The sequence below is a fragment of the Actinoplanes palleronii genome (assembly GCF_016862315.1).
Classification (GTDB): Bacteria; Actinomycetota; Actinomycetes; order Mycobacteriales; family Micromonosporaceae; genus Actinoplanes; species Actinoplanes palleronii.
Window position 1 is genome coordinate 1 of sequence record NZ_BOMS01000011.1, and the last position, 15300, is coordinate 15300.

Genomic DNA, 15300 nt, shown 5'->3' on the forward strand with positions numbered 1-15300 from the left:
AAATGGTTGTCCGCGGCGTTGGCACAGTTGCCGGAACAGTCACTCCACCCGGCCGAGAACACCATGTGACTCGCGTCGGTGTCCTCGATCGTGGTCGTGTGGGTCGCGACGCCGGCCTCGGCGGGAGTTACCACAAGGGCACTGGCTGCCACCATCGCCAGCGCGATGAAGGGTGCCGCCCATTTACGTAGGTTCAAGCTGCTAGATCCTTTATTGACTCTGACTTCACAGGCTGCGAAAAGTCGATGTGGACAACGGCAACACGTAGGCCCGATCTACCGGTGTCTGGTATTTCGCACGTTCATCTGCCGGACCCGGCAACCGCTTTCAGCCGGGACTGTCCCCCCGTGGGGCAGTCCCGATGGGAAGCAGTTGCCGAAGCCGGGCACACCAGGACGGGCTTGCCGATGAGTGTCCGGACCGGAGCAGACGAAAGCCCTGTGGAATCACTGTGGCCGACCTCAGGGGCAGCTCAGACGTCCCACCTACACCGCCGCGACCGAGCGGATGACCCCCTCACTGGACGGATCGCCGGCATGATCCAGGCGATCAGTCGCGGGCAGCGGGCGCTTCTCGCTGCCGTCCGCACCGTGTTCACACGCGGACAGCAGGCGCGGACCGCGTTGAGCGCCGGTATCGCGGGGAGTCGCGGCGGAACCTTCACGCCGTACCCCTGGGGGTGGAAGAAGCGAACCAGGCGGCGCGTGGCGCACAGAAGCCACAGGGGGTTTCCGGGGGTCGCCTACTCGCCGTGGGGAGGAGGAAGAAAGGGGCTGCTCCCCCATTCGGGAGCTTCCCGCAGTCCAGGAAGCCGGTGGCGTCCTGGACTGCGGGATGGGCCGATCATCTCGATGGGCCGGCCACGTTCTGGCGGCCGGATCTAGCCGCAGTTGATGTTGATCAGGTCGACTCTGTTCTTGGCGGTGCCGAAGTCCGCCAAGGCCTCACCCCTCGCCAGGTCGACGTAGCCGATGTAGGCGTCGACGTCCCAGAGCTGCGACGACACGGTGTGGTTGTTGTGGGCGGAGTTGGCCCGGTTGCGCCAACCCCACGTCGCCAGGTCCTGCTGGCCGCAGTCCTGAAGCTTGCCGCGCGGATAGCCATAGTTGGTCAGGTCGTAGAAGCAGACCCAGTACTGCGGACAGTTCGGTGCGGCCAGCGCTGCCGCGCCGGTGGCGCCGACCTCAGGGGCGAAGTCGACGACGAACGCCCCGTTGCCGTAGGTGATCTGGGCCGGCCCGGTCACCTTTCCGGCCGGCGCGCGGTCGAGCTGGTCGCGCATCTGCTGCCGGACGGCGGCGTTGGGCGCCTTCGCCAGCGCCGCGTCCTGGCTCGGTGCGGCCTGGGCGGCCCCGCCGATCGGAACCGTCAGTCCGGCGAGGACCGCCACGGCGATCAGTGTCTTCCATGCACGTCGTCTCACTTGATACCCCCGTCGTTTCACCAAGTGCCGACCGCTCTCGGCCTGCTGTCGACCACCGTAAAAGTCCTGGTATTCACATCCCAGAGCCAATTCGGGGGCGTCTTGACGGTGCCAGTTAGGATCTACGGGCGTGAATGTAGCCGTCCGGCTGGACCGGGCCGCGGGGCTGCTGGCGGGCCAGATCTATCGGCAGTTGCGCGACGCCGTCCTGGACGGGCGACTGCGCCGCAACGAGGCATTGCCGTCCAGCCGGGAGTTGGCCGAGCAGCTGAAGGTCTCGCGCAACACCGTGACGGCTGCCTACGACCGGCTGGTCGCCGAGGGTTACCTGACCAGCCGGGCCGGTGCTGGGACCTTCGTCACCACACTGTCCCTGATGGAACCGGTCCTGTCTCAGCTGCCGTCCGGCCCGCTCACCCCCCGCGCGGCGCTGCAGTCGATGCCGGTGCCGCCCGATTTCGGGACGGCTCCGGAATTCGACTTCCGGGTCGGTGCGCCCGACGCGCGGCTGTTCCCGTACGCGGCCTGGCGCCGCCTTCTGGCCGACCAGTTCCGGCTGTCGGCGGTGGGCACCGGAATGCCCGTCGAGCCGGCCGGCCATTTCGGGCTCCGTACCGCCATTGCCCGGCACCTTCGGACGGCCCGGTTCATCGAGACGAATCCGCAGGATGTGCTGGTGACCTGCGGAGTGCAGCAAGCACTCGACCTGATCGGGCGGGTGCTGCTCGAACCCGGCGCCACGGCGGCGGTCGAGGAACCGGGCTACGCGCCGCCGAGGCTGGTGTGGGAGGCGCAGGGCGCCCGGGTGATCGGTGTACCGATCGACGAGCAGGGCCTGATCGTCGACGCGCTGCCCGCCGACGCACGGCTGGTCTACGTGACGCCGTCGCACCAGTACCCGACTGGTGTGGCCCTGTCGTTGCGGCGCCGTGTCGAGCTGCTCGCGTGGGCGCAACGGCACGACGCGGCGATCGTCGAGGACGACTATGACAGCGAGTTCCGCTACACCGAACAGCAGTTGGAGCCCTTGCGCAGCCTCGACCGCAGTGGCCGCGTCCTCTACGTGGGGTCGTTCTCGAAGGTACTGCTGCCCACGCTGCGGCTCGGCTTCCTGCTGCATCCGCCGTCGCTGCGGCATGCCCTGCACGCCGCCAAATTCCTCACCGACTGGCACACCGGCCTGCCGATTCAGGCCGCCATGGCGGATTTCGTGGAGCAGGGCGTCTTCGCCCAGCACCTACGGCGGGTCCGCCGCGTGTACCGGCAGCGCCACGAACGCATCGCGGCCGCGCTCGCCGGCCCGCTGTCGGCGCATTTCACGGCTGTGCCGTCCACGGCCGGCCTTCACCTGAGCGCGACGGTGCGGGAGGCCACCGTTGCCGACGCGCTCGTCCGGGCCCAGGCAGCCGGCATCGGGGTGGCGGGCTTTTCGGAAATCGCCACCGCGGCACCCGACTCGCCGGGCATCGTCTTCGGGTACGGCATGATCGACGCGCGCCGCATCGACGAGGGACTGGCCCGGCTTCATCAGTGTTTGGACGCCGCTTAGGACCAGTACCGTGTCCGGGCTCACCGGCTGGTCACTCCTGCCACGCATGTACCGGGTTCTGGCACGGCACAGGGTGTCGACCGCCGTCTTGACGTGCGCGAAGTCGAGCACGACCAGCGGCACGGATTGGTACTGTCCACGGTAGCCGCCCTGGTGCCCGGCGACACGGTCGTCCTGGTCGCCTCACACGCGCTCCGCCCGGTCCTCGCGGAGATCGGCGACCGCTTCGGCGCACAGATCGACGCCCGGTGGCTGCAGTCCGGGCCTGAGATGTGGCAGATCCGCCTGGAACGGGTTGCGGAGCCAGCCTGAACCTCGTTCGGCGAACCGAATCTCACCTGGTGCCGGGCTATCCGACCCACGCGACTGGGGACCAACGGCCCTGCTCCCGGGGCTTGAGAGCCTGAATCCTGACCGAGGCGTCATATCGGACGGCCTGAGTCGATGACATCGATACCAGCGACGCGAACGAGACGTGGAGACGACGATGAGTAGAGGACAACCCAGCGCTGGTACGCACGGCGCCGTACCAGCGACTGGGACGGGACGGCAGCGGGTGGTGACGCTCGTCCTGGCCGCCGTCGGGTTCGCGGTCAATTTCTGGGCCTGGGCGCTGCTGAGCCCGCTGGCACCCAGGTTCAAGGATGTTCTCCAACTCGGCGCGTTCCAGCAAGCTCTCTTGGTCGCGGTGCCGGTCGTCGTCGGTTCCGTGGGTCGGATCCCGGTCGGTGCGCTGACCGACCGGTTCGGCGGACGGGTCATGTTCCCGCTGGTCTCCTTGACCACCATCGTCCCGGTGCTCTATCTGGGCCTGTCCGGGCACTCGTCGTTCACCGGACTGCTGGTCGGCGGGTTCTTCCTCGGCATCGGCGGCACCGCGTTCGCCATCGGCGTACCGGTCGTCAACGCCTGGTTCCCGCCCCAGCGCAGGGGTCTGGCGATCGGGCTGTTCGGCGTCGGCATGGGCGGCACCGCGATCAGCGCGCTGACCACTGTCAAACTCGTCACCGCCCACGGCATCGCCACCCCGTTCATCGTCACCGCGATCGCCCTGGCCAGCTACGCCGCGCTGACGGCGCTGCTGTTACGTGACGCGCCCGGCCGAATCGTGCCGACCGAGGCGCTGGTGCAGCGGCTGGCGGACACCGCACGGCTGCGGATCACGTGGCAGGCGGCAGCTCTGTACGCGGTCCTGTTCGGCGGCTATGTCGCGTTCTCGGTCTACCTTCCGGCCTATCTGAAGGCCGCCTACGGGCTGGCCCCGGCCGACGCGGCCAACCGGATGGCCGGGTTCGTGCTGCTCGCCGTGGTGATGCGCCCGGTCGGCGGCTGGTTGTCCGACCGGCTCGGCCCCACCCGTGTCCTTGCCTCGGCGCTCGCCGTCGTGGTCGTCGGGGCGGCCACCGCGGCGTTCACCCCGAACCTCGCGCCGTTGGGCACGATCGCGTTCCTGGCCATGGCGGCGGCGCTCGGCACCGGTAGCGGCGCGACCTTCGCGCTGGTCGCCCTGCTGGCACCGCAGAACAAGGTCGGCTCGGTCACCGGCATCGTGGGCGCCGCAGGCGGCCTCGGCGGGTTCGTCCCACCGCTGATCATGGGTGCCCTGTACGAGCAGTACGACTCGTACGCCTTCGGCCTGGCCGCCCTCGCGTTCGTCGCCCTCGCCGCGCTGGCATTGACGGTGACCGCTGTCGCCAAAAGCGTCGGCCTATCGACCGACCGGGGCACCACGGTCAACGGGAGCACCGCCCATGTGTGAGTACTGCGGCTGCCAGGCCATAACCGCCATCGACGATCTGACCCGCGAACATGACCTGGTCGTCAACCTCATCGGCGAAATCCGCGGCGCCCATGCGGCGACCGACAATGCGCGCATGGCAGAACTGGCCTGCCGGATCACGGCCGTCCTCGAGCCGCACACGCAGGTCGAGGAGCACGGCCTGTTCCCGGCGCTGGCCGCTGATTTCCCTGATCACGTCACGGCCTTGCTGGCCGACCACCGGCACATCGAAGCGGTGCTCGGTGAAGCCGCGCACGGAACGCCCACCGACCCGGCCTGGGCCGGCCGGCTTATCGCCACCCTGGAACTGCTCCGCGAGCACATCCTCAAAGAGCAGGACGGCGTCTTCCCGGCCGCGCTCGCCAATCTGAACCCGGACGACTGGGACGCTATCGACACCATCCGCACGAGGGTCGGCACTCTGCTGCCCGCTCCCTGCCACTGACCCTGACCGTCGTACGCCGAACCGCGCATCGGCGCGACGAGGAGATGTCCAGCTCATGACGCCCAGCCAGAACGCCCGCGACAACACCGGCAGTTCGGGACACCCTGATCAGCCGGGTTTGGACGGTCCGCTGAGCGAGGCCCTGGTGCGTACCCGTCGCTACCTCACCAAGGGCACGGTCTCCGATGACCTCCGGACGCTGACGAAGCAGGGTGGCCGGCAGGCCGACGACTTCTATCGGGACCGGTGGAGTCACGACAAGGTGGTCCGCTCGACTCACGGGGTGAACTGCACCGGGTCCTGTTCGTGGAAGGTCTACGTCAAGGACGGCATCATCACCTGGGAGACCCAGCAGACCGATTACCCGTCGGTCGGTCCGGATTCCCCGGAGTACGAGCCCCGCGGCTGCCCCCGCGGTGCGGCGTTCTCCTGGTACACCTACTCGCCGACCCGGGTCCGCTATCCCTACGTGCGCGGCGTCCTTCTCCAGATGTTCCGCGAGGCCAAGAGCCAGCACGACGGTGATCCGGTACGCGCGTGGGAGCACATCGTGGAGAATCCGCGGCGGGCGAAGGCCTACAAGTCCGCCCGCGGCAAGGGTGGCCTCGTGCGCGCCACCTGGGAGGAGGCGTGCGAGATCATCGCCGCCGCGCACGTGCACACGATCAAGAAGTACGGCCCCGACCGGGTGGCCGGCTTCTCGCCCATTCCGGCGATGTCGATGGTCTCGCACGCGTCGGGGGCACGCTTCATCAACTTGGTCGGTGGCTCGATGCTGAGCTTCTACGACTGGTACGCCGACCTCCCGGTCGCCTCCCCGCAGGTCTTCGGCGACCAGACCGACGTTCCCGAGTCGGGTGACTGGTGGAACGCCGGCTACCTGATCATGTGGGGCTCCAACCTGCCGGTCACCCGCACCCCCGACGCGCACTGGATGACCGAGGCCCGCTACCGCGGCCAGAAGGTGATCGCGGTCGCTCCCGACTACGCCGACAACGTGAAGTTCGCCGACGAGTGGCTGCCCGCCAAGCCGGGCACCGACGGCGCGCTGGCCATGGCGATGGGCCACGTCGTACTCAAGGAATTCTTCGTCGACCGGCAGACGCCGTACTTCACCGAGTACGTGAAGACCTACACCGACCTGCCGTACCTGGTGCGGCTCGACGATGCCGGTGACGGTGCGTTCACCGCGGGCAAGTTCCTGACGGCCGCCGATCTGGCCTCCGCCGACGCGGCACAGGAGAACGCCGCCTTCAAGACCGTTCTCATCGACGCGCGCACCGGTGAGCCGGTCGTCCCGAACGGTTCGCTCGGTCACCGCTTCGGCGACGCCGGGATCGGCCGGTGGAACCTCGAACTCGGTGATGTCGATCCGCTGCTCTCGCTGCTCGACGGCGCCGAGCAGACCGTTCTGGTGCGGATGCCACGCTTCGACACCGCGGACGGAGCGGCCGCTGACCTGCCCCGCGGCGTCCCGGTCCGCCGTGTCGACGGGCACCTGGTCACGACGGTCTTCGACCTGCTGCTCGCCCAGTACGGCGTCGGCCGTGACGGCCTGCCGGGGCAATGGGCCCGCGGCTACGACGACGCGGACGCGCCGTACACCCCCGCGTGGCAGGAGGTGATCACCGGTGTCCCGGCCGCTACGGCTGCCCGGATCGGGCGGGAGTTCGCCGCGAACGCCGAGGAGTCACGGGGCCGTTCGATGATCGTCATGGGGGCCGGCACGAACCACTGGTTCCACTCGGACACGATCTACCGGGCGTTTCTGACCCTGACCAACCTGACCGGGTGCCAGGGCGTCAACGGCGGCGGGTGGGCGCACTACGTCGGGCAGGAGAAGGTCCGCCCGATCACGGGCTACACGCAGATCGCGAACGCCCTCGACTGGAACCGGCCGCCCCGCAACATGATCCAGACGGCTTTCTGGTACCTGCACACCAACCAGTTCCGGTACGACCAGTTCGGCGCCGACACCCTCTCCGCCACCACCGGCAAGGGGCAGCTGGCAGGCAAGTCCACGGCCGATGTGATCGCCCAGAGCGCGCGGATGGGCTGGATGCCGTCGTACCCCACGTTCGACCGCAACCCGCTCGACCTCGCCGATGATGCGGCCGCCGCCGGCAAACCGGTGGGCGCGTACGTCGTGGAGCAGCTCAAGTCCGGCGAGCTCGATTTCGCCGGCGAGGACCCGGACGCACCGCAGAACTACCCGCGCATCCTGTCGATCTGGCGGGCCAACCTGCTCGGCTCGTCCGGAAAAGGCAACGAGTACTTCCTCAAGCACCTGCTCGGCACCGACTCGTCGGTGCGGGCGACCGAGACGCCGGCGCACCAGCGCCCGGTCGACGTGACCTGGCGCGACGAGGCGCCCGAGGGCAAGCTCGACCTGCTCATGACGATCGACTTCCGGCAGACCAGCACCACGATCTTCTCCGACGTCGTTCTCCCAGCGGCGACCTGGTACGAGAAGCACGACCTCAACACCACCGACATGCATCCCTTCGTGCACTCCTTCAACCCGGCGATCGCACCGCCGTGGCAGACCCGGACCGACTGGGACGCCTGGCAGAGCATCGCGGCGAAGTTCAGCGAGCTCGCCGCCGTCCACCTCGGCGTACGCAAGGACGTCGTCGCGGTCCCCCTCACCCACGACACGGCGGACGCGATGGCCAACCCGCACGGCGTCGTGCGTGACTGGAAGAAGGGCGAGTGCGAGCCGATCCCCGGCGTCACCATGCCCAAACTCGTCGAGGTCGAACGCGACTACGGCGCGATCGCCGAGAAGATGAACGCGCTCGGCCCCCTGGTCGACACCCTCGGCGCCACCACCAAGGGCGTCACCTTCGAGCTGGGAGCGCAGGTCGACTACCTGCGGCGCAAGAACGGCGCCGTGCGTGGTGGCGTGGCCGACGGGCGACCGTCGCTGAAGAAGGACGTCAACGTCTGTGAGGCGATCCTGGCCATGTCCGGGACCACCAACGGGCAGCTGGCCACTCAGGGGTTCACAACGCTCGAGAAGCGCACCGGGGTCCGGCTGGCCGACCTCGCCGAGGAACACGAGGGCAAGCAGATCACCTTCGCCGACACCCAGGGCCCCCCGGTGCCGGTGATCACCTCACCGGAGTGGTCGGGCTCCGAGTCCGGCGGGCGACGCTACTCGCCGTTCACCATCAACGTGGAGCGCAAGAAGCCTTGGCACACCCTGACCGGCCGGATGCACTTCTACCTCGATCACGACTGGATGACCGAGCTCGGTGAGGGCCTGCCCGTCTACCGGCCACCGCTCAACATGGCGGCGCTGTTCTCGGAACCGTCGCTCGGCAACGTCTCCGACGGGGCGGGAGCCGGCGAGGTGGAGGGGCTCACGGTGCGGTACCTGACCCCGCACAACAAGTGGTCCATCCACTCGGAGTACCAGGACAACCTGTTCATGCTGTCGCTCTCACGCGGGGGCCAGAACATCTGGATGAGTGACCGGGACGCGGCCAAGGTCGGCATCAAGGACAACGACTGGATCGAAGCGGTCAACCGCAACGGGGTCGTGGTCGCCCGGGCCATCGTGTCGCACCGGATGCCCGAGGGCACGGTGTACATGTACCACGCACAGGACAGGTTGATCGACGTACCGATCGCCGAGACCTCCGGCAAACGAGGCGGCATCCACAACTCTCTGACCCGGATCCTGGTGAAGCCGTCACACATCATCGGCGGCTACGCCCAGCTCACGTTCGCGTTCAACTACCTGGGCCCGACCGGCAACCAGCGCGACGAGGTCACGGTCATCCGCAAGCGCTCACAGAACGTGGAGTACTGACATGCGCGTCATGGCCCAGATGGCGATGGTGATGAACCTCGACAAGTGCATCGGCTGCCACACCTGTTCGGTGACGTGCAAACAGGCGTGGACCAACCGCACCGGCACCGAATACATCTGGTTCAACAACGTGGAGACCCGCCCCGGCCTGGGCTACCCGCGGACGTACGAGGATCAGGAGAAGTGGAAGGGCGGCTGGGAGCTCAACAAACGCGGCCGGCTGGTGCTCAAGGGCGGCGGGCGGTTCAAGAAGCTCTTCACGATCTTCTCCAACCCCAAGCTCCCCTCAATCGGGGAGTACTACGAACCGTGGACCTACGACTACTCCACGCTCACCGACGCCCCGGCTCAGGAGCACACGCCGGTCGCCCGTCCCAAGTCGCTCATCTCGGGCAAGGACATGAAGATCGAGTGGTCGGCCAACTGGGACGACGACCTCGGCGGATCCACCGCGACCGCGCACCGCGACCCGATGCTGAAAAAGATCGCCGACAAGGTGAAGTTCGAGTTCGAGCAGACCTTCATGTTCTACCTGCCGCGAATCTGCGAACACTGTCTCAACCCGTCGTGCGCGGCGTCGTGCCCCAGCGGGGCGATCTACAAGCGGGTCGAGGACGGCATCGTCCTGGTCGACCAGGACAAGTGCCGGGGCTGGCGGATGTGCGTGTCCGGCTGCCCGTACAAAAAGATCTACTTCAACCACAAGACCGGCAAGGCCGAGAAGTGTACGTTCTGCTTCCCGCGCATCGAGGTCGGTCTGCCGACGGTCTGCTCCGAGACGTGCGTCGGCCGGCTGCGCTACATCGGCCTGATGCTCTACGACGCGGACAAGGTGCTGGCGGCGGCGGCGACCGAGGACGACCACGGTCTCTACGAGGCGCAACGTGAGGTCTTCCTGGACCCGTTCGACCCCGACGTGATGCGGGAGGCGGAGAAGGCCGGGATCGCCCGCGACTGGATCGAGGCCGCCCAGCGCTCCCCGATCTACGCCCTGATCAACACCTACAAGGTCGCACTGCCGCTGCACCCGGAATACCGCACGATGCCGATGGTCTGGTACATCCCACCGCTGTCCCCCGTGGTGGACGTCGTCCAGGAGACCGGCGAGGATGCCGAGGACAAGGGCAACCTGTTCGCGGCGATCGACGCCCTGCGCATCCCCATCGAATACCTCGCGGAACTCTTCACCGCGGGCGATGTCGGTCCGGTCGACGCCGTACTCAAAAAGCTGGCCGCCATGCGCTGCTACATGCGCGACATCAACATGGGCCGGGATCCGAACGGCGCCATCCCGGCCGCGGTCGGGATGAGCGAAGAAGAAATGTACGACATGTACCGGCTCCTCGCGATCGCCAAGTACGACGAGCGCTACGTCATCCCTGCCGCGCACGCCGAACAGGCGCACTCCCTGGAGGAACTGGCGACCGAGTGCTCGGTCTCCGCGTACGGCGGCGGGCAGCAGGACCTCTTCGGCGAGGGCTCCGGTGCACCGACGCCGATCGCCGTCGAGAACTTCCAGATGCTCCAGGAACGCCAGACAGCCGACACGCTCGCGTCGCCCGCCGACAAGGACAAGCGCGTCAACCTCCTGAACTGGGACGGCAAGGGCTCGCCCGCCGGACTGTTCCCGCCGAAGAAGACCGACTCGTGAGCCGTCGACCGAAAGCCGGCCTCGCGCCGCACGAGCTGACCATCGTCTGGCAGTCGGTGTCGCTGCTTCTCGACTATCCGAACCCCGCAACGCTGGCGCGTCTCGACCTGATCCGCGGCGCCGCCCGGAGCCTGCCGGCGACCATCGCCGACTCGATCCTCGGGTTCGCGGACCACCTGGAACAGACTCCGCTACCGCAGCTGCAGGCCGAGTACGTCGAGACGTTCGACAACCGTCGCCGGTGCAACCTGTTCCTGACCTACTTCGCCCACGGGGACACCCGCAAGCGAGGGCTTGCCCTGCTGCGGTTCAAGCAGACCTACCTCAGCGCCGGTTACGAGCTCGACGACGCGGAGCTACCCGATCACCTCTGCGTGGTGCTGGAGTTCGCGGCGACCGTGGACCAGGAGCGAGGTCGAGGCCTGATGCTCGATCACCGGGCCGGTCTCGAGCTGCTGCGCGCCTCGCTCACCGACCTGGGCTCCCCCTGGGCGGCCCTGATCGACGCAGTCACCGCGACCCTGCCGGCCCTGCGCGGCGATGAGCGCGACGCCGTACGCCGCCTCGCCGCCGAAGGCCCTCCGGAAGAGGAAGTGGGGCTGGCGCCGTTCGCCGCGCCGCAGTTCAGCGCGGGCGCCGCACCGAAACCGACCTTCTTGTCCATGCCCTCATTCCCAGGAGCACGCCGATGAACGAGTTCCTCTTCATCGTGGTTCCCTACGTCTGCCTGACGACCTTCGTCGTCGGGCATGTGTGGCGCTACCGCTATGACAAGTTCGGGTGGACCACCCGGTCGAGCCAGCTCTACGAGAGCAGGCTGTTGCGCATCGGGAGCCCACTGTTCCACTTCGGAATGCTCGGCGTCGTCGGTGGCCACGTCATCGGTCTGCTCGTGCCCCAGTCCTGGACGAACGCGGTCGGGATCAGCGAACACACCTATCACGTGGTGGCCGTCGCGGGCGGTCTGCTCGCCGGCGTCGCCGCGCTGGTCGGGATGGTGATCCTGATCTACCGCCGCCGCACGGTCGGTCCCGTGTTCTCCGCGACCACTCGCATGGACAAGGTCATGTACGCGTTCCTCGCGATCGTGATCACGCTCGGCATGTGGAACACCATCGCGGGCTCGATCATGACCATCGGGGGCGAGTACAACTACCGCGAGGGCGTCTCGGTCTGGTACCGCTCGTTCCTGGCCTTCCAACCTGACGCCAGTTTGATGGCGCAGGCGCCACTGGGCTTCCAGCTGCACGCACTGTTCGCCTTCGGCCTCTTCGCGCTGTGGCCGTTCACCCGGCTCGTCCACGTGTTCAGCGCACCCGTCGGCTACCTGACCCGCCCCTACATCGTCTACCGCACCCGTGACGAACAGCTGGGCAGCCACCGGCCGCGGCGCGGCTGGGACCGCATCTCCCCATGAATCCCCAGACGCGCCTGCCTGATGCCGACGAGCACGGCTTTGACCTTCACGAGAGCACCTTTGACCTTCACGGGAGCACCACCGAGACCGAGACGACGGTCCGTGAGGTCATGCTTCGGCGTCCGAAGACACTTCCTGCCGATGCCTCGATCATGCAAGCGCGGGCGGCCTTGAACAACGACCATGTGCACCTGGTGCTGTTGACCGAGGGCAGGAGGCTAGCCGGGACCTTGACGCGGACCGACCTCCCGCCACCGGGAACCCTCGGTCCGGCCCTGGCCTGGTCGACGCTCGTGGACCGTACGGTGTCACCGGACACTCCGACTGCTGTGGTGCGCGGCCTGATGATCAGCCGGAGAATCCGACGCGTGGCCGTGGTCACCGCAGACGGATCGCTGGTCGGCCTGATGTGCCTCAAACAACGAAGAACAGGATTCTGCTCCGACGCCGACGTCGCAGCCCGCTCACGAGACCTTCCATATTTTTGCCACCGTCAGTAGCACGGCGGCGTCCTCGAGAGCTTCCAGAGCGTGCCGGGCGTCCGGGATCGTGAGCAGGTCGCCGGCGACGCCGTCGGACGACGCGGTGTCGGCCGTGAGCCGGATCCGGCCGTGGAGGACCTGCAGCGTCGCCTCGCCAGGATTTTCGTGCTCGTCGAGGCGCTGGCCCGCGGCGAGAGCTATGAGCGTCTGGCGCAGGGTGCGGGCATGGCCGCCGTACACGGTGTGGGCGCTGCGACCGCTGGAGGCCTGGCGGGCCAGCGCGAGATGTTCGTCCACCAGGGTGATCAATGAGGTGGGGTTCATGTCGCTTCCTGTCCTTTGGTGAACGGATGGTTCAGGTTGCCGGCTCCGCACCCGCTGATCTGGTGCAGGGCCGCGCCCGCCGTCGGACACCTCCGCGCGCCGCGGCAAACCCCCGACGGACAGCAGCGCCCGTCCCGCCTGTTCGGCCGTCCGCGACATAACGCTCATTCCCGAGCCGGAACCCCTTTGTCCACACGATCGTCGCGGGGACGCGGTTACCGCACTCGAATGCGAAACCCGGCAAGCGAAATCCTCAACCAGTGGACCCGCCGCGACCCGGGCCGAAGGTCCCGACTTCGACGTTCGGTATCTCCTCGTAGATGGCATTGTCGGGGAGTTCGACCTGAGCGAGGCTCATCGTGCCGGCGAACACGCCCGTGATCGGAGACGCCCGCTCCATCTCGCAGGCATGGTGCCCGACCAGCTACTTTCCGAGTAGCAGGCCAACCGCCACGCGGTTGGACATCGGCGCAGCGGGTGACGGCGGCCGGTCATGATCAGACCGCAGGTCCCTAGCTTGAAGCTGGCTATGGGTGGCCTCGGCCTACACCGGGGCACCGGGGTCCACGTGGGCGTCGTCGTCGCCCCCGCGGCGGCGACCCACTCCGCCCTCAAGGAAACGGATTTTTCTCCATGCGTGCCACCTTCATGTACGTGCCGGCGATGTGCGCGTGATCGACGTGCCGGACCCGGCGCTGCAGGAACCGACCGACGCGATCGTGTAGGCCTGCATCTGCGGTAGTGACCTGCACCCGGTTCCGTCCTTCTCTGCCGCCCGGCGCAACTCGCGGGATCGCAGCACGTCCACGGCCGCGGGCTCGGCGTCCAGGCGGTAGCCCCCCCGGAACCTCGGATCAGCACCGACGAGGCGCCCCGGCCGGTCAGCCCGGGCTCGAACAGCCGGCGCAGCGCACCCACGTAGCGGTGCACCGGCTTGTCCGCGGTGTCCGGCGGAACGTCGCCCCACAACATCGCCACGATTCCACACAGTTACAGAGGGTGACCGGCACTGATCAGCAGGACGGCGAGGGGCGCCCACTGCTTGGGCGGCTCCGGATCCACCCGGCCGTCGCCGACCGGCCATCCAGTGATACTCGCCGATTAATGCGCCACGCCGCGCCTGAAAACCATTTCGTCCATTGTAGAATTGAGGCCCGGCGTGCCGGTGGCTCGGATATTCAGGGAAGTAACTGAAACCGGTGATCATCACACGTCCGGCGTTCCGGCGGAAGTGTCATCCGTATCGTTAATGGTTGCGAATCGAGCGCGAAACATTTGGTCACCCGAGAGTATCGGGGTCATATCGAATGTCATTGCGGCAACGACTTCTGTAGCGATCTTGGCGGCCATTAATCGCTCTGCTAACGTCCCGCCCAGATATCGGCGCCCCGGCTCGGAGGCAACAGCGTAATGGGCAAGTTCCTCCTGCACAGGGTGGGTTACCTCGTGCTACTGGCGATGGTCGCGACGGTGGTCGCGTACCTTCTCGCCGCCACGCAACTACATCCGCGGAGCAGGTATGAAGGGCGAAACCCGGCCCCCGCGGAGGCGGTCGTCGATCAGCGGCTCACCGAGCTCAACATGAACGACAAAACACCGCTCGTCGAGCGATTCGGCACCTGGGCGAAGGGCGTCGCGCACGGCGATCTCGGTAAGACCGTCGACGGTGAGTCGGTGAACACGGAAATGAGCCGGCGGATGTGGGTCAGTCTGCGGCTCATGCTGATCGGTTCGATCCTCGGCACTCTTCTCGGCGTGGTGGCCGGTGCGTACGGGGCGATCAAACAGCGGAAATGGTCGGACCAGACGTTGACCGTCATCTCGTTCGTCCTGCTGTCGGTCCCCACGGTGGTGCTCGCCGTCCTGGTGAAGAACGCCGGCATCTGGTTCAACCAGGTGTCGGGCAACGAGTCGACACCCCTGCTGTTCACCACCGGTGAAATCACTCCCGGGATGGACACCTGGTCCTGGGCGGGTATCGGCGACCGCGTCGGGCACCTCGTCCTGCCGACCATCGTGCTCGCGATCGGGGTCAACGGGTTCGCGTTCTACAGCCGGTACCAGCGCAACTCGATGCTCGACGTGCTGGGCAGCGACTTCCTGCGCACCGCTCAGGCCAAGGGACTGCGGCGCTGGTCCGCGCTGACCCGGCACGGGCTGCGCACCGCGCTCATCCCGATGGCGACGTTCTTCTCGTACCAGTTCGCGCTGCTCTTCGTCGGGGCGACCTTCACCGAGAAGATCTTCGGCTGGCACGGGATGGGCGAGTACTTCGTCGACTCCATCACCAAGAACGACACCAACTCGACGGCCGGGGTGACGCTCTTCGTCGCCGTGCTGGTCCTGATCGCCGGCCTGCTCTCCGACGTGGTCTACGCCGCGCTGGACCCGCGGGTCCGGGCGAGTTGAGGG

13 protein-coding genes are annotated in these 15300 nt (G+C 67.5%); 10 read left to right on the plus strand and 3 right to left on the minus strand.

The features are described from left to right. The coding region (locus Apa02nite_RS03165) for a hypothetical protein (RefSeq protein WP_203823756.1) at positions 1–197 on the minus strand (197 nt) is incomplete at its 3' end. A gap of 683 nt (positions 198–880) precedes the next feature. Then, a complete protein-coding gene (locus Apa02nite_RS03170) occupies positions 881–1423 on the minus strand; it encodes a peptidase inhibitor family I36 protein (RefSeq protein WP_203823757.1) in 543 nt (180 codons plus the stop codon). A 130-nt stretch (positions 1424–1553) separates the two neighbouring features. Between Apa02nite_RS03170 and pdxR the strand changes: the two genes are divergently transcribed. The 9 genes from pdxR to Apa02nite_RS03215 all read left to right on the plus strand — a co-directional run bounded on the left by pdxR (position 1554) and on the right by Apa02nite_RS03215 (position 12582). Next, entirely contained in the window at positions 1554–2972 is a 1419-nt protein-coding gene (gene pdxR, locus Apa02nite_RS03175; RefSeq protein ID WP_275412422.1) for a MocR-like pyridoxine biosynthesis transcription factor PdxR, read from the plus strand. 93 nt (positions 2973–3065) lie between these two features. Continuing rightward, entirely contained in the window at positions 3066–3284 is a 219-nt protein-coding gene (locus Apa02nite_RS03180) for a DUF2249 domain-containing protein (protein WP_203823758.1), read from the plus strand. A 175-nt stretch (positions 3285–3459) separates the two neighbouring features. Further along, positions 3460–4731, plus strand: coding sequence for an MFS transporter (locus tag Apa02nite_RS03185; RefSeq protein WP_203823759.1), 1272 nt, complete (start codon positions 3460–3462; stop codon positions 4729–4731). Continuing rightward, positions 4724–5197, plus strand: coding sequence for a hemerythrin domain-containing protein (locus tag Apa02nite_RS03190; RefSeq protein ID WP_203823760.1), 474 nt, complete (start codon positions 4724–4726; stop codon positions 5195–5197). The genes Apa02nite_RS03185 and Apa02nite_RS03190 overlap by 8 nt, the downstream gene beginning before the upstream one ends. Before the next feature lie 142 nt (positions 5198–5339). Beyond that, positions 5340–9014 (plus strand): nitrate reductase subunit alpha, encoded by a 3675-nt coding sequence (locus Apa02nite_RS03195; RefSeq protein WP_239164095.1) that lies wholly within the window; start codon positions 5340–5342, stop codon positions 9012–9014. A gap of 1 nt (position 9015) precedes the next feature. Continuing rightward, complete coding sequence (narH, locus tag Apa02nite_RS03200) at positions 9016–10665, plus strand: nitrate reductase subunit beta (RefSeq protein ID WP_203823762.1); 1650 nt, start codon at positions 9016–9018, stop codon at positions 10663–10665. Next, positions 10662–11357: a nitrate reductase molybdenum cofactor assembly chaperone gene (gene narJ / locus Apa02nite_RS03205; protein WP_203823763.1), complete on the plus strand. Its 696-nt coding sequence runs from the start codon at positions 10662–10664 to the stop codon at positions 11355–11357. Before narH ends, narJ begins: the two co-directional genes overlap by 4 nt. Then, positions 11354–12082, plus strand: coding sequence for a respiratory nitrate reductase subunit gamma (gene narI / locus Apa02nite_RS03210; protein WP_203823764.1), 729 nt, complete (start codon positions 11354–11356; stop codon positions 12080–12082). The genes narJ and narI overlap by 4 nt, the downstream gene beginning before the upstream one ends. After that, entirely contained in the window at positions 12079–12582 is a 504-nt protein-coding gene (locus Apa02nite_RS03215; protein WP_203823765.1) for a CBS domain-containing protein, read from the plus strand. The genes narI and Apa02nite_RS03215 overlap by 4 nt, the downstream gene beginning before the upstream one ends. On the opposite strand, the gene Apa02nite_RS03220 is transcribed toward Apa02nite_RS03215, so the two are convergent. Beyond that, the gene (locus Apa02nite_RS03220; protein WP_203823766.1) at positions 12547–12888 is read right to left on the minus strand and encodes a cupin domain-containing protein; all 342 of its coding nucleotides are present in this window, start codon (positions 12886–12888) and stop codon (positions 12547–12549) included. The two genes, Apa02nite_RS03215 and Apa02nite_RS03220, sit on opposite strands and share 36 nt — an antisense overlap. Positions 12889–14322: 1434 nt before the next feature. On the opposite strand from Apa02nite_RS03220, the gene Apa02nite_RS03225 reads away from it, so the two are divergent. Beyond that, positions 14323–15297, plus strand: coding sequence for an ABC transporter permease (locus tag Apa02nite_RS03225; RefSeq protein ID WP_239164090.1), 975 nt, complete (start codon positions 14323–14325; stop codon positions 15295–15297). Positions 15298–15300 lie beyond the last annotated feature (3 nt).

Bases quoted from the DNA above. Each gene is read 5' to 3' on its own strand.
- narH (WP_203823762.1), top strand. From the start codon at position 9,016: ATGCGCGTCATGGCCCAGATGGCGATGGTGATGAACCTCGACAAGTGC.
- Apa02nite_RS03185 (WP_203823759.1), top strand. From the start codon at position 3,460: ATGAGTAGAGGACAACCCAGCGCTGGTACGCACGGCGCCGTACCAGCG.
- narI (WP_203823764.1), top strand. From the start codon at position 11,354: ATGAACGAGTTCCTCTTCATCGTGGTTCCCTACGTCTGCCTGACGACC.
- Apa02nite_RS03215 (WP_203823765.1), top strand. From the start codon at position 12,079: ATGAATCCCCAGACGCGCCTGCCTGATGCCGACGAGCACGGCTTTGAC.
- Apa02nite_RS03190 (WP_203823760.1), top strand. From the start codon at position 4,724: ATGTGTGAGTACTGCGGCTGCCAGGCCATAACCGCCATCGACGATCTG.
- Apa02nite_RS03220 (WP_203823766.1), bottom strand. From the start codon at position 12,888: ATGAACCCCACCTCATTGATCACCCTGGTGGACGAACATCTCGCGCTG.